Annotated in this window: 17 protein-coding genes and 1 pseudogene; 3 read left to right on the top strand and 15 right to left on the bottom strand. The window is 34.4% G+C overall.

Annotated features, from left to right (window positions below):
* Positions 1-119: 119 nt before the first annotated feature.
* From CQ022_RS14360 to CQ022_RS14335, 6 genes are read right to left on the bottom strand one after another with little or no spacing between them, the layout of a single operon-like run.
* Positions 120-869 carry a hypothetical protein gene (locus CQ022_RS14360; protein WP_105683037.1) on the bottom strand — a complete coding sequence of 250 codons (750 nt, stop codon included), beginning with the start codon at positions 867-869 and terminating at the stop codon, positions 120-122.
* The gene (locus CQ022_RS14355) at positions 866-1,984 is read right to left on the bottom strand and encodes a hypothetical protein (RefSeq protein ID WP_105683036.1); all 1,119 of its coding nucleotides are present in this window, start codon (positions 1,982-1,984) and stop codon (positions 866-868) included. Before CQ022_RS14355 ends, CQ022_RS14360 begins: the two co-directional genes overlap by 4 nt.
* Entirely contained in the window at positions 1,974-4,139 is a 2,166-nt protein-coding gene (locus tag CQ022_RS14350; protein WP_105683035.1) for a sensor histidine kinase, read from the bottom strand. Before CQ022_RS14350 ends, CQ022_RS14355 begins: the two co-directional genes overlap by 11 nt.
* A gap of 6 nt (positions 4,140-4,145) precedes the next feature.
* Positions 4,146-5,270: a phosphoadenosine phosphosulfate reductase family protein gene (locus CQ022_RS14345; protein WP_105683034.1), complete on the bottom strand. Its 1,125-nt coding sequence runs from the start codon at positions 5,268-5,270 to the stop codon at positions 4,146-4,148.
* Entirely contained in the window at positions 5,267-8,497 is a 3,231-nt protein-coding gene (locus CQ022_RS14340; RefSeq protein WP_105683033.1) for a hypothetical protein, read from the bottom strand. Before CQ022_RS14340 ends, CQ022_RS14345 begins: the two co-directional genes overlap by 4 nt.
* Positions 8,487-9,374: a DUF4007 family protein gene (locus tag CQ022_RS14335; RefSeq protein ID WP_105683032.1), complete on the bottom strand. Its 888-nt coding sequence runs from the start codon at positions 9,372-9,374 to the stop codon at positions 8,487-8,489. The genes CQ022_RS14340 and CQ022_RS14335 overlap by 11 nt, the downstream gene beginning before the upstream one ends.
* Positions 9,375-10,061: 687 nt before the next feature.
* Between CQ022_RS14335 and CQ022_RS14330 the strand changes: the two genes are divergently transcribed.
* Positions 10,062-11,351 (top strand): hypothetical protein, encoded by a 1,290-nt coding sequence (locus tag CQ022_RS14330; protein WP_105683031.1) that lies wholly within the window; start codon positions 10,062-10,064, stop codon positions 11,349-11,351.
* Positions 11,352-12,164: 813 nt separating this feature from the next.
* On the opposite strand, the gene CQ022_RS14325 is transcribed toward CQ022_RS14330, so the two are convergent.
* On the bottom strand, positions 12,165-12,353 hold the full coding sequence (locus CQ022_RS14325; RefSeq protein ID WP_105683030.1) for a hypothetical protein: 189 nt from the start codon (positions 12,351-12,353) through the stop codon (positions 12,165-12,167).
* A 104-nt stretch (positions 12,354-12,457) separates the two neighbouring features.
* Positions 12,458-13,321, bottom strand: a pseudogene (locus CQ022_RS14320) (YifB family Mg chelatase-like AAA ATPase); the annotation flags it as partial.
* A 282-nt stretch (positions 13,322-13,603) separates the two neighbouring features.
* Here CQ022_RS14320 and CQ022_RS14315 point away from each other — a divergent pair.
* The gene (locus CQ022_RS14315; protein ID WP_105683028.1) at positions 13,604-14,812 is read left to right on the top strand and encodes a PepSY-associated TM helix domain-containing protein; all 1,209 of its coding nucleotides are present in this window, start codon (positions 13,604-13,606) and stop codon (positions 14,810-14,812) included.
* 10 nt (positions 14,813-14,822) lie between these two features.
* Entirely contained in the window at positions 14,823-16,946 is a 2,124-nt protein-coding gene (locus tag CQ022_RS14310) for an outer membrane beta-barrel family protein (protein WP_105683027.1), read from the top strand.
* Between the two features lie 154 nt (positions 16,947-17,100).
* Here CQ022_RS14310 and CQ022_RS14305 read toward each other — a convergent pair whose 3' ends face one another.
* The 7 genes from CQ022_RS14305 to CQ022_RS14275 form a co-directional block, all read right to left on the bottom strand.
* A complete protein-coding gene (locus CQ022_RS14305; RefSeq protein WP_105683026.1) occupies positions 17,101-18,303 on the bottom strand; it encodes a hypothetical protein in 1,203 nt (400 codons plus the stop codon).
* 7 nt (positions 18,304-18,310) lie between these two features.
* Positions 18,311-20,671, bottom strand: a complete 2,361-nt coding sequence (locus CQ022_RS14300; protein WP_105683025.1) for a TonB-dependent receptor — start codon at positions 20,669-20,671, stop codon at positions 18,311-18,313.
* A 318-nt stretch (positions 20,672-20,989) separates the two neighbouring features.
* Complete coding sequence (locus CQ022_RS14295; protein WP_105683024.1) at positions 20,990-23,284, bottom strand: multicopper oxidase domain-containing protein; 2,295 nt, start codon at positions 23,282-23,284, stop codon at positions 20,990-20,992.
* 10 nt (positions 23,285-23,294) lie between these two features.
* Positions 23,295-23,756, bottom strand: coding sequence for a heme-binding domain-containing protein (locus CQ022_RS14290; RefSeq protein ID WP_105683023.1), 462 nt, complete (start codon positions 23,754-23,756; stop codon positions 23,295-23,297).
* A gap of 2 nt (positions 23,757-23,758) precedes the next feature.
* Positions 23,759-24,400 (bottom strand): DUF3347 domain-containing protein, encoded by a 642-nt coding sequence (locus CQ022_RS14285; RefSeq protein WP_105683022.1) that lies wholly within the window; start codon positions 24,398-24,400, stop codon positions 23,759-23,761.
* A 29-nt stretch (positions 24,401-24,429) separates the two neighbouring features.
* Complete coding sequence (locus tag CQ022_RS14280; protein ID WP_105683021.1) at positions 24,430-25,314, bottom strand: DUF3347 domain-containing protein; 885 nt, start codon at positions 25,312-25,314, stop codon at positions 24,430-24,432.
* Positions 25,315-25,414: 100 nt separating this feature from the next.
* Positions 25,415-25,804 (bottom strand): hypothetical protein, encoded by a 390-nt coding sequence (locus tag CQ022_RS14275; protein ID WP_105683020.1) that lies wholly within the window; start codon positions 25,802-25,804, stop codon positions 25,415-25,417.
* Positions 25,805-26,079: the final 275 nt, after the last annotated feature.

Genomic DNA, 26,079 nt, shown 5'->3' with positions numbered 1-26,079 from the left:
GATTGGACATTATTACAATAAAAGCTTCTCCAAAGAGAAGCTTTTATGTTTAAATGACTCTATATGATAATTAATTTACACGCCGTGGTGAAAGATCTTTTTCAATCTGAAATATCGTTTTATAATCCAATTACTTTATTATGACTGAGATTGGAAACAGACAATGTATCATTCCATTTTGATGCAAAAGCAAACGCATAAGATGCCCAATATCTATTCGCAGCTCTATTAAAAATATCTTTATAGGCTGGTAAATTGGTAATGGACTGGTGGGTTGTTTTTTTATAAAAATTACGAATGATAAAATCACATGCTAATATCAAATCCATAGGTGGGTGGATGATACGAGGATTGGGCATCAATAGTAAATTACCAAAAAAGTTGGGTTCTTCAAGAGCATGAGATGTCATTGAATCACCTCCAAAATTCAAATGATAAAGAGGATGACAATAAGTAGAATCTTCTGGAGCATCCCTATCTAAATGCCAGCTGCAGACAACATATTTGGAATCCTCTTCACCTTTTTCATATAAGCCATTAACCTTAATTGTAACTCCTAATCTTGTTAACGGATCTACAGCATAATCATCATCTAAAGAATGTTCTGCTAGCACAATATTTAAATGGACTTCAAATTCTTTTTTATCAATAGGTAGGTTTTCAATGCCACTGGGTATGGAATGGCGATCGAGATCAATGTTTTTAAAGATTAGTGGAGATGATTTATTCAAGCTGTAAGTTATGATACTATCTTTAGAACTGCAGCTAAAGTTAGTATTCAAAATATTCGCTTTAGGAACATTTTTACCCCATTTCCCTAGTAATTGGCTCAATGTCCTCACATCCTTTTTAATTTGATTTTCTCTCATCTGGGTCTAATCTTAGTATGTTCCGCTTTTAATTTTTTAACCCTTTCTTTTTCTAAGATATGTATATTTTTAGGATCCTCCTCCAACGCTGTTTCAATAGAATAATATTCATCTTCTTCCCAGGGAGAACTATTAACATCTGAAGTAGCCAGAATAGCATCATTCATGGCCAATGGTGTATGCGTTTTCTTACATACCACCCAAAAATCACTGCTAGATGCTTTCTCCAGAATGGGTGCAGGTTTCAAATGAAGTCCAAACTGTTCATTGAGCATCTCAATCCTTTGGGGAGCATTCAGGTTTCCTAAAGAGTTTTCAAAAGTATTTGTCCAAAATTCATCTACTTTGTGCATCCACCATTTAGGCCAGGCATTGGAAAAAACACCTCTAAATTGGGTTTCACTAATAATACCCATTAGCTTATGCCACTCTTGGACGCTGTTTTCATCAATATTTAATATATCTGCACCCAAACGTGCAGCCAATAGGTATTCATCGATAAGAATACCGTTGCTTTTTACAATTTTAGTAAGCATAAACCTCGCAATCTCATGGGTAGGCTGACCAATTTGATTTTCCATGTAGTCGAGAACCCTATAGTCAAGCTCTTCTAAATTTTCGATTCCAAATATTTCCTTTATTGATTTATGGGTCGAGATACTTTTATAACCTTCGGCAAGATCTTTCAATTGTAAAATAATCTTTTCCTGATCTGTATCAAACTCGTCTTTTTCGAAAACTAAGTCAAATAGATCATGTCCGCTTGTTTCTTTGGAAAAAATATCCTGAAATCTATAATCCGCTGAACATATCACAATCGGAAAATCTTTTTTGATTTTATCATTATCAATAATATGTCTTCTCAATTGCTGAGCTAATGCTTCGACATTAAAATTAGCGTCTGCCCCTTCCTCACTTTTCTGATTTAGTGTCCAGTCAAGAAGCAGTCCATCAAAGTTCTGCTGATTTTCAATGATAAAACTTATTTGCTTATCCCACTCCTTATGCTGAAATGCAGTCACGATCAATTCTTCCGGATGTATACTTAATCCCTTTGCTGTTTCTGTGATTGTAGATTTAGGATCGTCATCAATATAATAATATCTAATAGCCATATTTTTCTAATGTATCTAATGATGCCTCAGGGATTTCTATTCTAAGGCAGGTTATAAATTCTTCTTCCGGATCAATTACTTTTATACTGCCCCTATAGGATAAAATAATATCTTTTACTATTTTCAGTCCTAATCCGGTTCCAGTGACAGCATCATTTCTGTTAACATTCATGGGGCCTGATGAAGATGTTGTAAAAAAGGCATCAAATATCCTATCTTGATTTTTTTGAGGAATACCATCCCCATTATCCATAAATTCAAGATAGACTTTACCATCTTCTCTGCCGCAAATAACTTTAATCATTCCCTGAGCCCTATTTGCTCTTTTTATTGCTTTCTTTGAATTGGTATATAAATTATACAGTATAGAAGACCATTCTGAGGGATGCATCGGTTCAGTATAAAGATCATAACCGTAAAATTCATCAAAAAACTTGATAGAAATATTCTTGAGTTCGAAAGATATAATATTTTTAAATTCAGTGACTAATTTCCTAATGTCTAAAGGTTGTTTTTCTCTGTTAACATTACGGGTTATTGTATTATCAATATAAGATGTATACGTTTTAAAACGATTAAAGTTATCTTTCAGATTCAATAAAGATTCTTTTGCTTGTTCATTTAAGTTTTCCTGACTTGAAAGAAAGTTTATACTTCCGTTAAAAGATGGAATAAATTGTCTGATTTCGTGAGTAAATTCTGCAATATTAAGCCCAATTCCCGCAAGTACTCTAAGCATTTCCCTCTCTTCAAGCTGATGGATGACATCATCAATAAGTTTATCATCTTCAGGGCTTTTTCCTTTAAGGCCAAGAAGCCTTTGCTGACTATTTCTTGTATCGCTATTATAATTTATACTTTCAGAATCTGTTGAATTTCTTGTTTTCTTCTCTCTGTATCTTGCCGAATTTATTCGTAAAGCGGCTTGGCGTAAAGCGTTATTTATAAAATTGGTTAACTGTGTAAAAGCTTCATTTTCAATCAATCCTTCCCTACTTGAGGTTTCTTCAAAGACATTTCCATCTCTGTCAACGATTTCAACAAACCCAAAGAAGCTATTGTTATTGAAAGGAACATATGCATTGTCTTGTGTTCTTAGATTAGCTTTTTCAATATTAGCCCAGTCATTACCTTTTTCTCCATAGGGCAAAACTCTGAATCCATTGCGATACAATTTTATTCCCCCATTTTCCTCAGATAAATCTTTAATCCTTTGAAATTCCATTTTAGGAATATATCCGTCATACCATTCATAGTTATATATAAAATAGTAAGCCTTAAAGTGGACTGTATTTTCAAGCTTATTATATTGACCTTCTAGAATAATTTCATCATCAATATCAAAACGTCTGCTGACCACACGGCAAACTCCTACATTATTGCTAACAGAACCTTCAATCACCCCTAATGCATTGTCAAACACCATAGTCTCAACACTCGCAATTTCAACAGATTCAAAGCCGTTTGTTTTAAAACAGCTAACATTAAAATAGCCATCAGAGTTTTCTAGAGCGATATTAAGATTAGACCCTAATGTTGAAAGGTAATCAGGTTGAAGTAGATCTGAAACATATCTAAAAACTCTTTTAATTTGTGATTCTGTCCAAGTATCCTTTAGGTCATTTATTGTTAAAATTGTTCCGGAAACAAAATCTACATCAATCTCTGATATCGGATTGTAAATACTTGTTAAATCAGTATCTATCTTGTACTGTGTCCAATCTACTTCAAGCTTTAACCCTTTTTTAGAATTTTTATCTTTAGTGATGATAGTCAGTTTATTTCCGAGCCTTTGTGTGGCGAATCGTCCAATTCCTTTTCGCCCAGCTCTTTGTCTTTCGAAAATAGGAGAAACCGGATTATGGAGTTTATCCGACGATGATAACCTCATAAACCCATTGATTAATTGAGATAAATTCATACCTATCCCGTCATCCTTAATAACTAAAGATCCGCTTAAGGAATCAGAATCAATGAAGTTTAAAACGACATTATTAGCATCAGCATCATAAGCATTTTTGATTAATTCAGAAACCGCAGTTTCCGATCTCCCTACCAATTCATCTCCGAGTCTGTTAATTAATCCCGCATCAACACTAAAATTTACACCGGTATCAAAATCTTCGATATCAAACTCATCTTGATTTATACTCATAATTATTTAGATAAAGCAACTTGCACAACCCTCTCCCTCTGCTTGAAGGATTTCATCCTGCCAGTTGTTTGCTGTTTTTATTTTATTTCTGTTCATCCTAAGATAGTGTTCTTTTTTAATAGAATTTACCCTTTCAGGTTTTTTGAGCTCTATAAGAGGTTCTATAGTCCACGTAAAGCCTTCTTTTTCATATTTTATGGCCTCTTCATACAAGTCAGGATGTTGTTCTAAAAGCCAAACCCATTCTATTTTTTGCTGAAAAAAACAAAAAAAACATCCTGATCTGCTTCTTGAATAAGTTCCATGCTTAAGCTCTCCGTCAATTTCAACAGTATATTCAATGGGCAGATAGTATGTAGGAATTCCCACTCCTGAATTTTCAAGGATATAAAAAATATCATCAATTCCAAGAACTTCGTCATTGTCAACAAGAGAAAAACTTTCCAGTTTTCCGACAGGATAATCAGTTGTTTTCAGAAATTCAAATACTACTTTATTAAAAAGTTTCACATCAGTTTCCAGCAGTGCATTGAGCTTTTGTCTCTGTGTAAAACGGGGAGATATAGGAAGATTAACGTACTGCAAAATCAACTCAATATCATGATTTTCACCCGCTAATAATCTATAATGAGCTGCAACAAAATCAATATTTGAATTAGAAAGGAACTTCTTTATAACATCTTCACTCCAAATATTTTTTCTGAAAGGAAAAATAGATTGTATATTTTCTTTTTTTGAAATATACCCCTCTCTATTTTCATCACCTCTTATTCCCACATAGGAGATCGTTGGAGTATCTCCAATTTCTTCTTCAAATGGTTGAAGCTTCATTTTTGTTGTACACCATCGTGCAGTAGCTGAAGGCAGATAACCACCTCCTACTGCCATAAAATGATCGAAGGGATTTTTTTCAGGAGAATTTAATTCGTCTATGGATTTATAAAGACGGATATCCTTGCCCAACACAGAATTTAGTTTATTAATAAGATCATAGGTTTCTTTTAATTCTTTTCCTGTATCACAAGTATAATATTCAACATCAATATCTGGGTGTTTTCTGCTCATGTAAATAGCCAAGGCAGCACTGTCTTTTCCTCCGGAAATTCCTAAAACTTGTTTTATTTCACTCATACTACTAAATCTTGTTGAAATTCACCGGATAGCAACTCCATAAGCATTTGCTTACGCCTGTGAATATCCAATGTGGTTAAACGCTCCATTACCTGTGTTTTAATCGCTTCAAATTCTGGGTTAGGATCTCTGGAAATTATAATCTTATCATCCAAAATAGCACCAGAAACACCAATCATTTGAATGGAAACCATGCTTCTATTATCATTTGGAGCAAATTCATGAAGCTCAGAGGCTTTTATCAACCCCAGGATAAACTCCTGTAGATTATTCATCAGTAAAACTTCTTCTTCATCAATCATTTTATCAATTGATTTTCCCAATACGGCGTCCGCTACTGACTTTAACCACGAAGCTCTATCATCCAAAGAAGAAATAAGCCTTTTGTATACAACAGACTGTTCCGACCCAAGTAAATGTATATTGACATTAATTAATCGTTCTCCAATCTCTGCTTTATATACTACAAAATCATCAGAGCTACAGGCAAAAGAACTTATAATGTGGCCTTCAATTCTATTCAGAAGATTATCATAGGCACTTCGAAGTTCCCTGATTGCATCCTGTATGTGAAAAGTATATGATTTTAAAATTTCATCATTCTCAATAATTGACATTGTATAAAATCCTAATGCGTTTGGAAACTGTGAAAATAAAGCATCTTCAGGGTCCTTTGAGTTCTTTATTGCCTCTCTGAAATTAACTGCTTTTGGTGAAACACTCTTTGTATATAATGCATATTCATTTAACCCCCTGTAAAAACGCAAGAAGTTCCCATAGATTGAAAGAAACGTACTTTTAGCTCCAGCTTCATCGTTTCCAATTTGTACAAGTTCTTTGTAGCTTTCTAAAAGATTGACGTTTAATCCTGATATTTCGTAACTTTTAACTGCATAATTAGAAGGTAATTTATGAACTAAATCCAATACATCTTCAGTTAAGTAAGGTACAAATCCATTGGTTTCATGAAATAAGGCAAAATCTTCTTTATTTATAATTAAAAACATGGGAATCCAAAAATCGATAAAGCCTTTTTTTAATTTATAAGGAGCTTTGCTTAAAATTTCATACAGTTCTGCTAAATTTCTTTTTGCCGAATGTGTAGATCTCAAAAAATTAGTACATTCTTCCCATAAGGCTCTAAATGTTTCATCCGAGGGAGCCCCATACGAGAAATGTTTGAGTTGCTTATTTCTTGAGTGGATACCTGTATCTTTCAGCAATGAAATATAAATTGATTTCTCTGGTGGAAATTTATCCTCCGGAAATCCTAAGTTTTCTAACGTCTCATTGCTCAATAAATAGCGGAGAAGCGCTTTCCTTGCAGTAAGTATCTGAGGACTGAGAAATTCCTTGTTGATTAATTCATTCTTAAGGTTGGGTGCACTTTCAAATTCCTCATTACAAATTATTGAAAGCATTTTATTGAGAGACTTTTTCGACTCAATTGCTCTAGGTAAACCATTATAATACCAAACGTTCTGATCATTGGAAACAAACAGATTATCTAAAACAAATTTTTCTAATTGTTTAGAATGAAAATCTCTTTCCTTTTTGAGAAGCTTAACGGCATTTATGTCTTCCGAATGTTTATCAATTAAAAATTCAAGTTTATTAATGGTAAAAATTTCATTGTGTATCTCTTTTGAATTTTTATAAATAACAAAAAGATTACTCCCTGCATTCACTGATGCAGTGCGCACATCCTTTTCTTTTAAAGAGCCATCCAGAATAAGATTAATATATCCGTCCAATGGACCCTCTGCATTGCTTATTTTATTAATATCAGAAAGAATCTTAAATTCAAAAAATCGAGGCGTCCCTCTTTCAAATGAATTTTCCTTTACAAGGATTACCGGGAAATCAATATAATCAGAAATAGTATTGCTGACAGAAAAACCCTGGTTAATTTCCTTAGATGCTGCTGCGAGCTCTTGCTCGATATCTATATCTGTGCCATCTAAAAAATTGATCTTATTACTGTGTCTGTAAAAACGGATAATTCCCGCTTTATCCAGCTTCACAATAGCTTTTTCAACATCCGAAATGGTAAAGTCAGTAGTGTATTTAATATATCCTGAAATAAATTCACGATCAAATAGGCTTCCTGCTTTAGTAAAAATATTCACAAGACAGATCGTCTTAATAATGGTCGCCATTAACGAATAGTCGACTTCATCAATTAATTCAGCTCTTTCCAATGCAGCAAAACAGGTTTGCCATTGAGAACGGTGACTATTATTAAAACTATATATTTCACTTCCCAACGTATTGACCAAATAATCAAACACATTTGAAATGGCATAAAACTTACCTTTAAATGAGTTAATAGAAAATTTTGAGCCATCATTAAGGAATGTAAACAAAGATCTCTCATTTTGTCCGTAACGCTGTAAAGAATATACGAGAATACTCGCAGATAAACAATCTAACGGATAAAGGGATTTTGCTAACTCAGAGATATCAAATTTAATAAAACTGATAAGGTTATTCTTTTTTATTAACTTATTTAAAAGATTAAAGTCATTTTGTCTGCTTTTGGGCAATTCAAAATCATCCAGTTTTTTTGATGCAAAGTAGAGCAATTGTTCTACCGGTTCATTAAAGGGCAGCTCAATAAATCTTCCTTTAATTTTTTCCCACTCCTGTCTTTCTGTTGCTTCCAGAGAATTAGAATAGGAAATAAAACTTTGATGTAATGAAATTATAAAAAATACATTTTTTTTATCATCATTACACCATTCAGAAATCTGCTGTAACAAATACAAATCATTGTTGTCTTTACTTTTGCTTGCGAACTCCAGAAACTTTCCAAACTCATCAATGATTAAGACTAATCCGTTATTTTTTTTTGCAGCAGAAGTTCTTCTTTTTTCAAGTTCTTGCAGGACCTCTACCGAACCTCCCTCTTTTAAGCCAAGAACTTTAAGGAGCACATGCGTTAAAGAAACATTATCTCCAATTGACTTAATAAAATCATACGATTTTATCTCTGACCCGTTATTGGTATTAAAAAATATTTTCTTATTGAGTAAGTTCTTTTCTAAAGCCCATAAAAAAGTCGACTTTCCTGTTCCATAATTCCCAATAAGGGTAAAGGATCTATTACTCTTACCCAAGCTTCCAATAATCCTTTCATAAATTTCAATCGCATTGGGCGTAACTACATAGTTAAGCTCTTTTTGTTCGTCCCTTAGAATATTTGTAGATATATTATTATACGCCATAGTATGATTGCAATAAGTTATTTTGATAGTCTCTTGAAATATTTTTAACTTGTATTTGTCTTATCCCTGCATCATTTTTATAAACAAACTCCTGGTAATCAACACACAGACTGTCAATTAAATTCTCCAATCCCTCAATGGAAAGACAGAAATAAGCCCCTATAGTATTTCTTATCTCGTCGTAAGAAATAATGCTCCTATCTCCCATATAATCTAAAAGGCAATATGCAAATATGGATAATGGAATATACTTTTCACTGTCTTTATTGATTCTGTAAACAGTATCTCCGAAAGCATTTTTATATGATAATTGAGAAATTAGATTAAGCTCTAAAAAAGGAGAATTAAAATCATCTTCAATGGTTTTTAATGACTTGACAGGCGTTGCATATGACCTTACAAAAACTTTAAAATCGGAACTTAACGTATTGTTACTTACTTCTCTTATTTTAGCATCTCTAAGCTTCTTTGCAATAAACTGTATGACCTGAGTTTCAGAAAACTCTAAATTTATTTTATCATTAAAAAACTCTGAAAACACAAGCTTATAAATACTTGCGTAATTTGTGTGGCAGATTTTATACTGCAACAGCCATAATGTTCCTTCATCTTCTAAATAAGGATCAAACTCATTTTCTGGCAAAAATATTTTTTTGGAAATTTCTAAGATCTCATATTTCTCATTGATCAATCCAAAAGCTTTCAGCCAATGTTGTATTGACTGTACCATATTTTTACCTACTCCTAATTTTGATATAGCTACTTCAGGCAACGAAAACACTCCAACACCCTCATTTTCAATAACTTTAATACCCTTTGACAACCACTGTTGTCTACAATGAAATGTGTCGTGTCCTGAAAATTTTAAAATATTCATGATAACAATTTAATACTGCAAGTTAATAATTTTTTAAATGGATGCATTCATCCATTTAGGATTAGAAGTAATTAATTGCAAAAAACAACAATAACCGATTGAATTACAAGAGGTTGAACTAAATTTTAGAAAAAAAAAAAAAAAATAACTATAATTTATACAAAGCTAAAATTCTAATGCGACAGAACTTGACGCATTAGAATTTCTTCGCAAAATTTTTGTATAAAGGAACTTGAATAAATTATTCTCTTATGACACTTGCTATCTGAAATAAGCTTAGTTAAAAATCGTAAGATTATTTTTTTCTATTACGGGAATCCTTTTTTTACTATTCAAAATAACTTGTATTTTTCTGTAAACAATTTAAATGGAAGAACATCTGGAATTTTTTAGCTATAAAAATACATTTAAAAAAAATTGTCTCAGCTACCATCTATTTGACATCAGCCAAAAGGCAAAATATACGTTGACAATAATTTTCCTTTTTTTCATTCTATCATTAAATTTAAACCTAAAAAGGGGGAACGTATCAATAACCGAGATGTAAAGAAAATACTTCTGCTACTTAATTTATATTAAGACGAATATGAATTTTATCATATCATTAAAAATTCTGAAATGGTCGATAGTAAATGAGCACAACTAAATTATATCTTAGATAAAAACTTAACCTAAAATTATATTCACATGAAATTAAGAATAGAAAATTGGATCGACAAAAATCATTTTTCTGAAGACACTATTATGCTCTTTGATGATGCAACTGTCTGCTATAAGGCAGGAGCAAATAGGGCAGCTCTATTATTTTCGTACCTCGCTTTTATGACCGTTTTAAAGGAAAGAATAATCAGTGGAACCAGACCTAGCCTATTTCCGGAAAGCAAATGGAATGGTATAATCTCCAAACTCCTTAATGAAGACACTTGGGAAAAAGCAGTATTTGATGCCGTAAAGACACGAGAGGGAAGAAACCAAAATAAAATAAGGGACAGAGATCCTATTTTTGATATTAGTGAAAGTCTTAGAGATGATATAGAATATTGGAAAAATAGGAGAAATGATTGTGCACATTACAAAGACAATATTATAGATCATTCTCACGTCGAATCTTTCTGGACTTTTATAGAGAGTAATTTGTCTAAAATAACACTTGAAGGAGGAATGACTACACTCATTAATAAAATTAAAAACCATTTTAATCCGACACTCACTCCTGCAGGGACAGATATTACCCCTTTAGTCCAAGAAATCGAATCTTCCGTAGATAAAACGAAATACAAAGATTTCTGGGAAATATTTCTTGATACAGGAGACTTCTTTTTTGATTTATCTTCGCATCGACTAGAATTTATTAACAGAAGCTTGGAAATCAATAAAGATATTGTTAATAAAAGTGCGATCCAACATATTAAGAAACACAAACATTATTTAAAGCAGTTTTTATCTCAATACCCCGATAAAATATTGAGATTCAACCTTACCGAAGGTGAAGTTAGAAATCTATGGACTACGGATTTAGCAGATTACAACACCCATATATTAACTGTATATTCTTCGCTTTTAAGAAATAATCTGATTCCTCAAAATGACATCGATGAAGCTAATAAAAGAGTAATAAAACCAGCGAGAAGATATTCCGTCAATGATAACGATCACTTAGTATTGCTTACGAATAATTTCTTAAGCACATTTAAGAGTGAGATCCTAAACAACAGTAACTTTATTGGATTTAAATCATACTTATGGGTTAATGATAGAGCGGATCTGATTTCTGAAATTATTAAAAAGTATCCTGCAGACCTAGATATTCTTAATAAGCTAGCACAGCACTATAATCAATCATATAATTCTGATTTTCTTATTGAAAGATTTGAGTGGATGCTTGACACTGATAAACATAAGCTTTTGGAATATCAGACCATCATAGCCAATAATAATATTGTAATTCCAAATATATTGCAAAAATATTTCAATTAATATATCATTTTGGCAAACAGAATTTTATAACACTTAAAAGCCATTTTAATCAAACGAAATGGCTTTTATATAACGAGACTACATATAAATTTTAAAGGACACTACGGAATTAATTATATAGCGTCTCAATTTTTTTCACAATTGTTTCCAGTCTATCAGCCAAGAGACCATCACTGCCAGGTCCATTTCTATGATGATCGAGCTCTTTCATCGCTATTATTAATCCATGGTAAATGTCTGTTAATTCTGCTTCAGTTAGCTTTATTATTTTTAATTTCATCCTTAAATTTAGCAAATGTAACGAGGAAGTTATTACGGGTATCCGTAAACATATAATATAAATTTGCAAAAATCAGGTTAGTATCTTAATTACAAATATTTTTCATTTGAACAATATGGGTAAATAATATTTATATGAATCCTAAGTAGATGTGAATTTAAGATTCATATTAACTTTATCTAAGTTTAAGTCTCTCACTCCGCTGAAAGGCCTCTTTTTTAGTTATAGTGTCTTTGTAAACATGATTATCATTGACTTTGCGAATTATCGTTTACTTTACAAAATCACAGAAGTAAACCTTTATATTGACTATTGACATATTTTGTATCATTCAATAAAATCTTCCAATTATTAAAATATAAAGAAGTAATAAAAGGTAAATCAACGCTCTGAGAAATTAATAAATGACAATTATTTTCAATCACTAACTGTCAGATAAAATCGTGGCTATTACAATTAAGGATAATTTTCCAACAATGTTAATATATAATCCTTTAAAGAGATTTACAATTCCCTTACGTTGGTAAAACAACCTACTTTTCTTCACTTTTAATTCGATCTTCTTCTAATACTTCTGCCATAATTTGTGCTTGGAGTTTACAATCAATAAGTTCAACTTTCAAACTATCAATTGTTTTATTTTTAGCTACGATAATTAACTTAGTTTCGTTTTTTGAAGAACAACTAAATGTTAATACAAAACAAAATAAAAAAAACTTCATATTATGTTATTTCAAATTAAAAAAAATTGAAGTGTCATTTTCGCATTTACTTTGCAATTTTTTGCATTTACTTTGCAATTTCGCATTTACTTTACAAAATCACATCCGCCACCTACCAGGGCAACATCAGAAATGGTATGATGCGGAGATCTGAAGGGACGAACAGTCATCAATGACGCTTCAGTTCCTATTTTCCCGGCTACAGAATGAATTTTCGTTGTTTCCAGCGCTTCTTTCAATGTCAAAGGAGGTAAAATACTGGGAACTCTTTTGGCCAGCATCGTTTTTCCGCTTCCGGGCGGACCGATCAAAATGATATTATGACCGCCTGCTGCCGCAACTTCCATCGCTCTTTTGGCGGTTTCCTGACCTTTAACCTCGGAGAAATCAAAAGGAAAATTGTTGATCTTCTCATGAAACTCTTTTCTGGTATCCAAAGTCATTTTTTCAAGTGGCTTTCCTTCATTAAAGAAATCAATAACTTCTCTGATATTTTCTACCCCATATACTTCAAGATCACTGACAATAGCAGCTTCTCTGGCATTTTGTTTAGGAAGAATAATTCCTTGAAAGCCTTCTTCTCTTGCCTGAATAGCAATAGGTAAAACGCCTTTGATAGGCTGCAGGCTTCCGTCGAGAGAAAGCTCGCCCATAATAATATAATTCTCAATTTCCTTAGCCAAAATCTGATCTGAAGCAGCTAAAATCCCAATCGCTATACTCAGGTCATATGCTGAACCTTCTTTTCTGAGATCGGCAGGAGCCATATTAATAGTAATTTTCTTTCCGGGAATTTTAAATCCTACATTTTTCAGTGCTGCAGAGATTCTGTAGCTGCTTTCTTTAATCGCATTATCGGGGAGACCTACAAGATGGTATCCTACTCCTCCGGTATCAACATTTACTTCAATAGTAATGGTCTGTGCGGCCACTCCATGAATGGCACTTCCATAAATTTTGATCAGCATGGTGTGTTTTTGCAGTAAAAGTAAACAATATAGTATTTTGAGAATCTGCAAGTTACATTAATGATTTTCTATGTAAATAAGTATCTCTAAAAAGATATCAATAAAAGAGCATTATGATAGGTTCTTCAAAGCTATTAAGATTTTCATGTGGTTCAGATAGGATACCTCCTAATAAAAATCAGGTTTTAAAGGAGAAATAAAGCCTTATTATTTGTTTAGAATTAATATAAATAAAGGTATATTTGCGACTCATTTATTTTTAATAAGACTAAATAGACATAAATGCAGCAGACCGGTAACAAAAAATCAAAAGGAACCTTCAAAAAATATATTCTGAAAGCTCATTTATGGCTCGGATTGTTTTCAGGTATTATTGTATTGGTAGTTTCGCTGTCAGGTGCTTTTTTTGTTTTCAATGAAGACATTACCGCTGCATTACGCAAGGAAACCACCTTTCATGGAGAAAAAGATATTCAGCATAAGAAGCCAATTCCTATACGCGAGTTAAAAGATATGGTGAATGCCCAGCTGAAAAATGAAATCGTAAAAACAGATGAAGTAACGATTCCTATAGATCCCGCCCGCTCTTATCAATTCGGATTGATTAAAGTTAATGAAGAAGGTTGGAATCACTTCAATACCTTCATTGTTTTTAAAAACGTTTATGTCAATCAATACACAGGAAAGGTACTCGCAATATATGATGTAAAAAATAATCCTTTCTTTATCTGCATGACTCTGCACCGCTCATTGCTGTTAAGCAATAAAATTGGTGGTACTATCGTGGGAATATCTACCATCATCTTTGTCATAATGTTGATTACCGGAATTATCCTATGGTGGCCGAAGAATAAAAAAATGCGTCAACAGCGTCTATGGTTCCGTTGGGAGAAGGTAAAAGGCTGGCGACGTAAAAACTACGACGTACACAATATCCTTGGGTTTTATGCCTCTTTTCTAGCGATTGTTGTAGCCATTACTGGTATTATGTATTCGTTTCGGATTACCCAGGTGTGGGTATATGCTTTACTCAATGGCTTTTCCACTGCTACCCCAGATTACAGTCAATATAAAACAACCGCTCCGGAATCTTTGGAGACTGCAACAACCATAGACCGTATCATAGAACAGGTAAAAACTCATTATCCACAAGCTTATTCTTTTGGAATTGATCTGGAAGACCATGCTGAAGCAGATCACAAACACGATAATTTAAGCATATGGATCAAGGATAAAGAATTCACATATGCTGAGTCTTCCATGATGATTTTCGATGAGCACTCCGGGAAGCTTTTATTTAACCATCCCCACGAAGACAAACCTATGGCTGAAAGAGCTACAGATGCTACGTATGATCTTCATGTAGGAGCTTTTTTTGGAATGCCCGGAAAAATTCTGGCCTTTATCATGAGTTTATTCTGTGCCTCATTGCCCATAACCGGATTTATGATCTGGTGGGGCAGAAAAAATAAAAAAAAACCAACAACCTAAATCTATTATCATGAAGAAACACTATATATGGCTCCCTTTAATGGCGAGTCTGAATGCTTACGGGCAGACTGAAAGCCTGAACGATTCTATACAAACGGATAAAATCTCAGAGATCAGTGGCATTGTAGTAAAAGGAAGTAAAGCCGTTTTTCAGCAAAAAGCTGATAAAATGATTTTTAATGTAGAGAATAGTGTGTTATCTGATGGTACTTCTGTCTTAGAATTGCTTGGCAAAACTCCTGGTGTGGTAGTTTCGCAAGAAGGTGAACTCTCATTACGGGGCAAAAAAGGGGTAAGTGTAATGATTAACGGTAAGCTGAGCTCACTCTCTGCAAAGGAACTTGCTAACCTGTTGCGTTCTACCAATTCCACACTGGTGAAAAATATTGAAATAATTGCCAATCCTTCCTCTAAATATGATGCTGCGGGAAATGCCGGCATCATTAATATTGTACTGAAAAAAAGCTCATCAGAAGGACTGAGTGGCAACTATTATCTGAACGGAGGAAGAGGCCGTAAAAACAGAGTAAATACAGGATTGAGCCTGAACTATACTCATCATAAACTCTCTCTCCATGGAGACTACAGCTATACTTTTCGTGGCGAAGAAGAAAGACGAAACTTTAGCCAGATTTTCTTCGATGAAAAGCAACCTCAACAAATAACCCGGAGAACAGATCAGAATTCAATGACCAATGAACCTTTAACTTCTAATAACTTTAAGTTTGGCGCTGATTATGCTTTTAGCGACAAAACAACTATTGGTGCTTTATTTGATGCTAAGATAGGACGATATGAAGATTTTTCGAAAGGGGAAAACAGAATATTCCAGCCGATAGATAACCTGTTTGCTCATGTCCTTTCAGATAATAAAAGCAAGGAAAACTGGTACGATTATACCTATAATTTAAAAGGTACGCATATCTTCAATGACAAGGATTATAAGGTAGATGTAGACCTGGAATACGAAACTTCACGTTTTTCTTCCCGTCAGAATCAGATTTCAGATGCATTGGTGAATCTGGGACCAGAGAAATTCAACAACAGAAGAGGCAACATTGCTTCCCGTCTGAAGGTTTTCAATGCGAAAGTAGACTTTACCCTGCCTTTTAGCGAAATGCATAATCTGGAAACAGGATTAAAGTCTACTGTAAAGTCTAATAACAATCCTTCTGAGTATTTTATCGAGCAGGATAATGAATGGATTAATGATGATAAAGCAAGTAATGAATATGCATACAAAGAGCAGATACATGCATTGTATGCCAACTACAAACTTAATCTTACGAAATGGACATTCCAGCTGGGACTGAGAACAGAAATAACCCATACAGATATCAACCAGAAAACTTCCCAGGAACAAAGAAAAAGAGATTATACAAACCTTTTCCCAAGTGCATCAGTCAAATACCAGATGAATGATCAACATGGATTTTATGCCTCATACAGTAAAAGAATCAACAGACCCAGTCACTTCGATTTGAATCCGTTCCGCTTTTATGATGATCCTTTCAACTATTGGCAAGGAAACCCCAATCTGAATCCGGAATTTACCCACGCAACAGAATTGGGATATACCTGGGGAAAATACATTATTGCATCAGCCTATTTTAGTGTTACAAATGATGTAATGACAGAAGTATACAACTATCAGCCAGACACAGGAATTCTCGTAAAAACTCAGGATAATCTAAACAAATCTTATGTATATGGTGCCAATATTACAGCCACTACGAAGCTTTTTAAATGGTGGTCACTTACTTCTATGCTGAATATATTCAACAGTGAATATAAGGGCAATTATCAGAATTACTCGGTCAACAGTTCACAACTGGCATTTACATTAAATGCACAAAATAGCTTTAGCATTGCAAAAGGATTGAAAGCAGAGGCTAACGGACAGTATTTTTCGAAATCTAATATTGGTTTGTTTATCCGTGATGCTTATTTTGACCTGACACTAGGGGTTTCTAAAACATTATTAAAGGATAAAGCAACCGTAAAACTTGCCGTAACGGATTTATTAAAGACCAACAATTACCGTGTAACAGGAAATAACTTCAGCTCTACCATCCGACAAAAATACAATCTGGATAGCCGGGTAGTAACGTTGTCATTCAATTATAAGCTTTAATATTTCCGGACATTTTAGTTCAGCCTTATCAAGTTTTTTTTTAAACAAAGGATCGACAATAGTTTAACAAAAAAACGGTTCTCAAAAATTTTGAGAACCGTTTTTGTTAATCAACTAAATATTCTATATTTTCTGCGAAATTTATATGCTATAATTAGTCATATAATTTATCAAAACGGGCAAATCCGGAAATACTATTGGGAAGTTTCATTCCTTTAGTTATTTTATCAGTTTGCTGATCATAAATCCAGACAAAATTCCCTCCTTTACTGGCATTTACAGCAATGTATAATTTGTTATTCTGAACAAACATCCCTTGTTCGTAAGGCTCATCTCCCGGCAATTCGTCCAGAACCCTTACCAGCTGCTTCGTTTCGATATCTATAATAGCATATCGACCATTGTAGCTGCCTCCTAATGCCGGATCACGATACAGAACTACCATTTTATTGTTACCAATATAATCGATAACTGTTTCCAGGGGCTTGTTCCCAACAAGATTGGTAAGATTGATCTGATATCCTGCATCAGGCGAAGTTGCCCCTTTGAGAGCCCTGAAAAGGAAAATATCACTTGTTCCAGCTCCTGCACGTGGAAAACATGTATAATAAAATGCTTCTTTATCTTTTGTAAAAGTTGTTTTAAAATAAGGAGAACCATTGGCTACCCCAGAACTTCGGTTATCCGTTATGGAATTTTTTACTTTGAAGGTGTTATAATCTATTACAGCAAAATTGTAAAATTCAGGAGTGAGCCATTTGCCATCGCGGAAGCTGTACTGCAAATAGATCTGTCCATCTATATACGTCATAGCACCCAGCGAATAGAAATTATAAGCATTTGGGAAAGGCTGAAATCCTTCAATCTCACCCTGACGGATAATACTAAGGTCTGTGGCATTGAAAACAGTATAGCGTATATGCTGACCCTCTCCTGTATCTCCTACAACAACCAAAGTATTATTATCTATCCAAACATAACTGGCAATATCACTGATATAGGTATAAGGCACTTCTTTTACCGTTGTCAGCCTATCCTGTGTATATTTAAATTTTTTGAAGATGCCCTGATCGGTTTTATAGTTGTAGATAAAGCCATTTTTTACAATATAGGAGTAAGTTCCTTTGGAGTTAATTTCATCTCCTTCTTTGGTAATATCCATTTCACCTTTTGTCAGGTCATTGGTAGCTGTCATGTAATGTACAGTATTGGGCCAGCTTCCAAGAGCGGAAAGTAAAAAATATTTATAGTCTTTTTCACCACTTTCAGATTCGCCGGAACCAGGTTCTCGTTCACAGCTAAAAATGGTTAAACATGCAAGTATTAAAAATATACTGTTTTTGAAATATTGTGTCATGATCTTTTTACTTAAGTAGGTATCTGAATTTTACATAGAAAGCACGTCCCTGCTTCTGAAGTTTGAAGTTGTCATATGCCAGTGCATCCCCAACGTTGCTTACATCGAACGCCAGATTATACCTTCCGTTCTTCATGGAATAGCTTATCCCTATGTTGTGAAGGGTTTGTCTTGGAATGATCGGAATGTTTCGTGGATTTCCATAGGATTTCCAGTTTTTGTAGAACCATTCTGTCATCTGCAGCCCGTAATAAAGCTCTACTCTGCTGTCTTTCTGAAACCAGTCGTCTTTACCCACGCTTACATTTACATTTCCAAATAACCAAGGCTGGTTGGGAACATCTTTTTTGTAAGTAGCCGAAACAACATCTTCACTGTTATTGGCAAATTTTGTATTGTCATAAGCTTTGTTGTAGCTCACATTCATTAACACGTTCAGGAGTCTTTTGTATTGGTAACTGATCTCTCCTTCCAGCCCGCGGGTAAAGATATTAGACAGGTTTTCATATTTGAAAGTACTGTTATATAAATTGGGAACGGTATAAATAAAATCCTTTGTATCACGAATATACCCTGCCCCTTCTATACGGAAAGCATGCTGACCCCAATGGTGGCCATAGTACAACCCTACGTTTACATTATTGCTGGTTTCAGGTTTCAGATTCATATTACTGGTTACAGCAACTCCGTCTCCGAAAATTTCCTGTGGTTCTACCAAACGATAAGAACGTTCAAAGGATCCTTTTATTCCCAATCCTTTTGTAATTTTCACTGTGGTAGCAAAGCCGTAGCCCCAACTGCTAAAATTATCTTTTGCCGGATTATCTGTTCTGGTCACCGGATCAAAAACCATTTTCTGAAGTCCTACCTGATAGTATTTAGCAAAGAAAATATTAGTCCAATGCTTATTGAAAAACTCCTGTTGATATGCCATAGATAAGATCTGTTTGGTCATCTTCGCCGGAGGTACATTCTTTTTTTCTTCTTCAAGTTGATTGAATGTGGTATTCTTAAGGTAATCAAGTACATAATTGAAGATAAGCTTGTGATGTTCAACTATTTTGTAAGTAGCCCCAACCTGTGAGTAAAGACGGTCTTCATGCTGCATGATAATAGTCCTTCCTCCTTTTTCACTTGTAGCAGAAGGTTCAAAAGTATTATCCCAGCTGTATTTACGCATAAGGGTATCTGTTGCTTTCTGAACGCTTTTTGAGAAACCTGCATACACATTCACATCCAGATGATCATTGAATAGTCCTGTTTTTTTATACTTCATAAAGTAATTATGAGCCTCACCGTTTTGCTTTACCCCGCCATATACTACTTCCTGATTGGAACCGGTCTGGATCTGTTTATCAAAAACTGATTGAGACATTCCTACAAAGAAAGAATCTGCCCAGCTTTTGTTTTCTAATCCTACCTCAGCCATCCCAAAAACAGATTGATATCTGTCATTAAAACGTTTCAGGTCTTTTAACTCATATTCGTTTTTAGCAGCATTCCAGATTTTCATATCCTTCATCAGATAGTCGTTATCTGAATGGTTATAAAAACTGTTGATACGTAGGATAATTCCGGTTTTATCATCTTTAAACTGCCCATTCAGATTGATACGCTGGGTATTAAAAGAACCTAGACTTATACTTGCATCCAGGTAATTTCTGCTGCTTGACGGCGTAATAATATTAACCGCTCCACCCATTGCATCCGTACTTAAATGGATAGGAACTACCCCTTTATAGATCTCAACACGGTCTGCCATATTTACAGGCAATGTACTCAGATCCACTCCTTTTCCAAGCATTTCCAAAGGAACGCCATCTATAAAGAATTTCACAGCTTTACCAGACATTCCGTTGATAGAGAAATTATAATCGGAACCTATACCTCCCTGTTGACGGACTTTAATCCCTGTGGTTCTGTTCAGAACCTGATTAAGATCTGCCGTGGTATTGGCCAATTTAGCAACATCTATAGCATTAACAGTAAAAGCACCGTCTTGCAGTGCTTTTACTTTACCTTTGCCGTGAACTACAACTTCTTGTACCGCCGCACGATCCTCAGCTAACTGAATATTTATGGGAGATACTCCACTGCCGAAGTTTATTTTCTTTTTGAGTTTTTTGTAGCCATCGAGGCTGAATACTAATGTAGCTTCTCCTTTCTTGTAACTCAACTTGAAATTTCCGTTTTGATCGGTTTTTGTATTTATTTTTGTGTTTTCAACAAAAATATTAACTCCATTTAATCCCTGCATTGTATGATCCTGTACAGCTCCCTGAACTGTAAAACCAGCATCCTGTGCTTTAATGAGGGAAATTGTAAGGGTAAAAATGAGAAAGATAAAAATACGCTGATACAATTTCATTATTTATAATTATTATAAATAGCAAAATTAAAGGTTCACCTGTAAACTCCCAAAGGAAAAAGGATTTTATTTTTAATTGTTCTAATTATAATTAATATTGATTTATTTATAAATTCCTTTTAAAATTGTAACAGGCTTACATTCAGATATAAATATAAAACCATAGTTGAACTCCATTTTGGTCTGTATGAAAAAAGTCATATAAAAAGCAAAACACAAGGCTAAAGAATATTCATCCTATGATAAAAAACAGAAGCAGCTATTCAATAGCTGCTTCTTGTATCAGAATAATGTGAGTATGCTCTTTTACATTATCATTTAGTACGCTAAAGAAATTCCGGCTCCCCATCCCATATCACTGTCATAGTGTGCACGAATGCTTACATTTTTATTAAGAATGTACTTTAGTTCAGTCATATATTCTTTGTCGGTATTAACCATAAATCCGCCTCTTAATCGTTTTGATATAGGAATATCTTCTCTCATCAACTGTAAACGAACAATACCGTCGTGATATACTTCTGCCTGAAAATTAACCAGCATCGGAAGGGTGTATATAAACCCTAAACTAACAGCTCTTCGGGTATCTTTTTCATTCTTTTGGCCAAAAATATTTTTCTCCTGTTCATCGATTCCCATTTTTCTATAACGAAAGTCAAATCCTACAAAAGGCATAAACCACTGCATTTTCCCGATGTATCTGCCCAGGTGGGTTTCTACTTCATATCCATGCATATCATTGTATCCTAAACGCCATTCTGTAGAGAGATTCCATCTTGCATTCTGAAGCATTGCATCTCCATCATTTCCATTGGTTGCAAAATCATTCTGAATCATGAAATGGGGCATATTGCTTTCTTTCTGAAGCATATTATAGGCTTCTTTTTTATCTGGTAAATAAGGATTTTTATAATCATCCACTGCAAAAACCCTATTCATTCCTGCCATCATATGATAAAGAATATGGCAATGGAAGAACCAGTCTCCTTCTTCATTAGCCTGAAATTCAATCGTATCGGTTTCCATTGGCATTACATCCAGTACATTTTTCAGGGGAGACTTTTCTCCTTTGCCATTAATCACTCTGAAATCAAAACCGTGTAAATGCATCGGATGCCTCATCATGGAATTATTATAGATGGTAATTCTTAATATTTCTCCTTTTTTCACAGGGATCTTATCGGTTTCTGATAAAATTTTATTATCCATGCTCCATACATAGCGGTTCATATTTCCGGTAAGGGTAAATTTTAATTCTTTAACCGGAGCATTTTTGGGAAGTTCGGTGTTATAAGGAGACTGCAGCATGGCATAATTCAGGGTTTTAATAGAACCTAAAGCATTGGCATTATACCTGTTGCTATCCATGTTCATATCCTTATCCATTCCTTTATCCACATTCATATTGTGCTGACTGTGATCCTGCTTACGGCGGCCATCTCCGGTGATCTCCGGATACATTACCACATTCATATCCATTTGATTGAGGCTCATTTTCATTCCCATATCATTCAGATCTCCGTTCATTTTCATCATATCATTCATCATTTTCATGCCTTCAAAATATTTAAGTTTTGGAAGTGGAGAAATGAGTTGTTTTATTCCATTCCCTACAAAGTAGCTCGCAGATTGGGTTCTGTCCTCTGTGGTGGCTAAAAATTCATACGCAATACCATCCTGAGGAATTGTGACTACAATATCATAGGTTTCAGAAACTGCAATAATCAGCCTGTCTACTTCTACTGGTTCCACATCATTCCCATCATTGGCTACAACAGTAATTTTACCTCCTGCATAGCGTAACCAAAAATAGGAGGAAGCCCCTCCATTTGATATTCTTAACCGTACTTTATCTCCTGCTTTTAGCTTTTTGCCGTCAACGGTTTTTAAATCTGTGCTGTTATTTCCATTGATTAACACTTTATCATAATACACATCACTTACATCCATTGCCAGCATACGTTTCCACTCATTGGTCAATTTTGTTTTGAAATGTCCTTCTTTAATGGCTTCCACATAAGACTGCGTGGCATTTTTCTTAATTGCCGCCCAATCGTTGGCATTATGCAGCATTCTGTTGATATTATCGGGATTCAGATTGGTCCATTCGCTTAAAATAATGGGAACTGTCGGCAGGTCATCAATCCCTTTTCTGAAGGTTTTATCATCGTCTCTTTTTTTCATGATGAAGCTTCCATACATTCCAATCTGTTCCTGAAGCCCGGAATGTGAATGATACCAATGTGTTCCATGCTGAATAATCGGAAACCGATAGGTATAGGTAGCCCCTGGATTTATAGGTTTTTGGGTCAGCCATGGCACACCGTCTTCTTTGTTGGGTAAAAATATACCATGCCAGTGTAGTGATGTACTCTCTTTCAACTGATTGTGTACCACTATTTCAGCGGTATCTCCTTCTGTAAAAGTAAGCGTAGGCATTGGTATTTGTCCGTTAACGGATATCGCTCTTTTTTCTTTACCGGCATAGTTTACCAGTGTATCTTTCACATACAACTCATACCGTACTACTTTTTGGGCAAAAATCCCCTGTCCGCAAAAGAGAATCAAAGCGGCCTGAAGTAATCTTATGGTGATATTCTGAGGTATATTCATTTTACTATTTTTATTCATAAACTTTGCTCTGCTCGTTTAACCATTCGGTTATTATTTTAATTTCGTCATCACTCATTTTAGCATTTCTGTGCATGAGAGTATACGATGACAATGGCATTTGTCTGTTTAGAATCTGTTCTTTTATTGAGTTCAACAATCTTTCCTGCTTTCTGTTTGAGTAAGTTTCCCATTCACTGAAGTTCAGGTCATCTTTTGCATTTTTAATATGGTCTTCTACAAGTGTTCTTGCGGGCTGTACGTAATCATACCAGACATAATTGGTATTGTTACTGTGACAGTCATAGCATGAATTCTGAAACAAAGTTTTTACTTCAGACGGCATTTTATATAATCTTGTAAAATCTTTTGCAGCAACCTCTCCTTTATCTACATTCAAGGCTGGCTGATAAAATTGTATTGCAATAAAAACGAACAGAACAAATACCAAAATCATTTTTAGTATTTGTTTCATTTTCAAAACTCTTTTTTCACAGAACCACAGCTTAACATCTGATTTCCATAATAGGGATTTTTGATGGCTTTGGTCTCACTGATCCATACAGCTCCTTTACCGTCATTAAACATTGGGCAATGATCCTGATACAGTTTTTGTGAACTTCCAAATAATGCAATAAGATCCGAAACATCTTTACTTAAAGAAGCCAGATGCTCGCGCTGATGATCAATCTTTCCTGCATTATCACCGATATGTTCAGCATTGTCTTTTGCATTGTCTGCTATTTCTTTATATTCTTTTTGCTTCTCTGCTGGAATATTGTTGATATCCACATTCTTTAAGGTGGTCAGTAATTGCTTTCCTGCATTGGCTGCTTCCTGATCATTATCAGCTACCAGAGCATTCTTAAGAACTAAATAATTTTTAACAATAGGTTCAATGCTAAAGGATTGAGACTGATCTGATCCTTTAGGCGTTTCTGTTTTCGGAACCTCAGTACTTACAGGTTCTACTGAAGCAGCCGAGTCATGTAATGGTTGGGTCTTTGTTTCAGATATGAATATACTGTCCTGTGTTTTTAGCTCACTGTTTTTATTTGGAGACTGTTTGCAGGAAACTACAGCTGTTGATATGATGATTGATAAAATTATATGTTTCATTGTATTGATATTTACTTATTGCTATTTTATTATTTATTGATAATCGTTTCCTGAACACTACCGCAGGTTAGCATTTTGGACCCGTAAAATGGATTTTTGATTGCCTCTTCTTTGCTAAGCCAATTCGCTCCTTTCCCATTATTAAACATTGGACAATGCTGATAATAAACCGTTTCGTCCTGTTTTGAAACTTTAGTAAGCGCATAGATATTTTCAGATAAAAGGGCAAAAGTCTCTCTCTGTTTTGAGATGTCTTTAGTTCCTGCAATTTTCTCTGCCTGTGCTGTAATTTCTTTTAAAACTTTCATCCAAACGGTATGTTCTTCATTGGAAAGTTTTCCCATTTCTACATTCTGGATCGCTTTTACCAAAGAGGCTGCATTTGCAGAAGAGGCTCCTGCATCTGTATTGACCAGCGCATCTTTCAGGGAGAAATAAGTATCGAAAACCTTACTAAACTGAGATACATTCTTATTTTCAGCGCTAGTGGACTGTGTCATTTTGCTATGATCATGATTTCCGTGTTCGTTATTCATATTCATGCCCTGATCTTTATCTGTACTGGCAGGTTTTAACTCTCTTGTATATTGGCAGCAACCTGCTAATGTATTGTAGACATCATCCGGAGCTAAGAATTTCTCGTTGTCATACCCTGCTAACGCAATACGTTTGAGTACTTCTTCTCCGTTAGTTTTTTGGGCATCATAGCTCAGCGTAGCCATTTTGGTATCTTTATTCCATTCTACAGATGAAATATTCTTTACATTCCCTGCTTTTTCTATATTGGCTTTACACATATCGCAGTTGCCATATATTTTTACACGCTCTGTCTTTGCATTTCTGATTTGGGCAAAACCCATGGTGTATGATAGTAATACAGTAATTACCATCAATATTTTTGATAATGATTTCATTTTTTTGATTTAAAAAATTAATAATTGGAATACAACAGATTGTCCGAAAACAAAAAGTTTGCTTTCGACAAGACCTATTTCTGGCTGTACGGCCAGCGTGTTATCCTATTTTGGGAGGTTGCCAGATGGAAGAAAAACCTGAAGAATAATAGGTTTGATTAAAAGTAAATTTAAGTTTCTTTTCTTCTCTGAAATGATTTTTGATTTTCAGATCGGCAATAACAGGAAGCCCCGTTAAAGAGATGACAGTTCCGCATCGGCAGGAATTGTGTTTGCATTTGCCATTGCAGTCATTGTGGTCTTTATCTTTTTTACAAAAGCCCGGTTTACAGCAGAATTTATCAGATAAACTGCTGGTTTGACACTTATAACCTAAGGTTTCATCCTTTTTTATATTTTTCTTGGTACAGGCAAAACTTAAGCTTGGTACTAAGAAAAGCACCAGACATAAGATAAGAATGTGGCCAATATGTTTGTTATAAGTTTTCAACAAAACAAAGTTACAATATTTATCATGTATATCTTTTTTTATCAATTTATTTTTGTAAAATTTTCTGCAATCTTATGTTAATTATAAGAATACAGGAACTTTTTTAACAAAAAAATCATATTATTATTTCTCAGGAAAGGCCTATAACAAAAGGAGACATAAAAAAATCGGTACAAAGAGATTTGTACCGACCCAACCATTATTAAAAACTAACGAAAATGATTATGTCATCTGAATTACTGAAAAAATTAAGGGTAAGTCAGGAAGGCGGATGC

The organism is Chryseobacterium culicis (assembly GCF_002979755.1).
In the GTDB taxonomy this organism is placed as follows: Bacteria; Bacteroidota; Bacteroidia; order Flavobacteriales; family Weeksellaceae; genus Chryseobacterium; species Chryseobacterium culicis_A.
Note: the sequence above shows the minus strand (reverse complement) of the source record. Positions and strands in the feature narration are given on the sequence as shown.

Bases quoted from the DNA above. Each gene is read 5' to 3' on its own strand.
- CQ022_RS14345 (WP_105683034.1), bottom strand. From the start codon at position 5,270: ATGAGTGAAATAAAACAAGTTTTAGGAATTTCCGGAGGAAAAGACAGT.
- CQ022_RS14295 (WP_105683024.1), bottom strand. From the start codon at position 23,284: ATGAATATACCTCAGAATATCACCATAAGATTACTTCAGGCCGCTTTG.
- CQ022_RS14330 (WP_105683031.1), top strand. From the start codon at position 10,062: ATGAAATTAAGAATAGAAAATTGGATCGACAAAAATCATTTTTCTGAA.
- CQ022_RS14340 (WP_105683033.1), bottom strand. From the start codon at position 8,497: ATGGCGTATAATAATATATCTACAAATATTCTAAGGGACGAACAAAAA.
- CQ022_RS14350 (WP_105683035.1), bottom strand. From the start codon at position 4,139: ATGAGTATAAATCAAGATGAGTTTGATATCGAAGATTTTGATACCGGT.
- CQ022_RS14310 (WP_105683027.1), top strand. From the start codon at position 14,823: ATGAAGAAACACTATATATGGCTCCCTTTAATGGCGAGTCTGAATGCT.
- CQ022_RS14335 (WP_105683032.1), bottom strand. From the start codon at position 9,374: ATGAATATTTTAAAATTTTCAGGACACGACACATTTCATTGTAGACAA.
- CQ022_RS14325 (WP_105683030.1), bottom strand. From the start codon at position 12,353: ATGAAGTTTTTTTTATTTTGTTTTGTATTAACATTTAGTTGTTCTTCA.
- CQ022_RS14290 (WP_105683023.1), bottom strand. From the start codon at position 23,756: ATGAAACAAATACTAAAAATGATTTTGGTATTTGTTCTGTTCGTTTTT.
- CQ022_RS14285 (WP_105683022.1), bottom strand. From the start codon at position 24,400: ATGAAACATATAATTTTATCAATCATCATATCAACAGCTGTAGTTTCC.
- CQ022_RS14355 (WP_105683036.1), bottom strand. From the start codon at position 1,984: ATGGCTATTAGATATTATTATATTGATGACGATCCTAAATCTACAATC.
- CQ022_RS14300 (WP_105683025.1), bottom strand. From the start codon at position 20,671: ATGAAATTGTATCAGCGTATTTTTATCTTTCTCATTTTTACCCTTACA.
- CQ022_RS14280 (WP_105683021.1), bottom strand. From the start codon at position 25,314: ATGAAATCATTATCAAAAATATTGATGGTAATTACTGTATTACTATCA.
- CQ022_RS14315 (WP_105683028.1), top strand. From the start codon at position 13,604: ATGCAGCAGACCGGTAACAAAAAATCAAAAGGAACCTTCAAAAAATAT.
- CQ022_RS14360 (WP_105683037.1), bottom strand. From the start codon at position 869: ATGAGAGAAAATCAAATTAAAAAGGATGTGAGGACATTGAGCCAATTA.
- CQ022_RS14305 (WP_105683026.1), bottom strand. From the start codon at position 18,303: ATGACACAATATTTCAAAAACAGTATATTTTTAATACTTGCATGTTTA.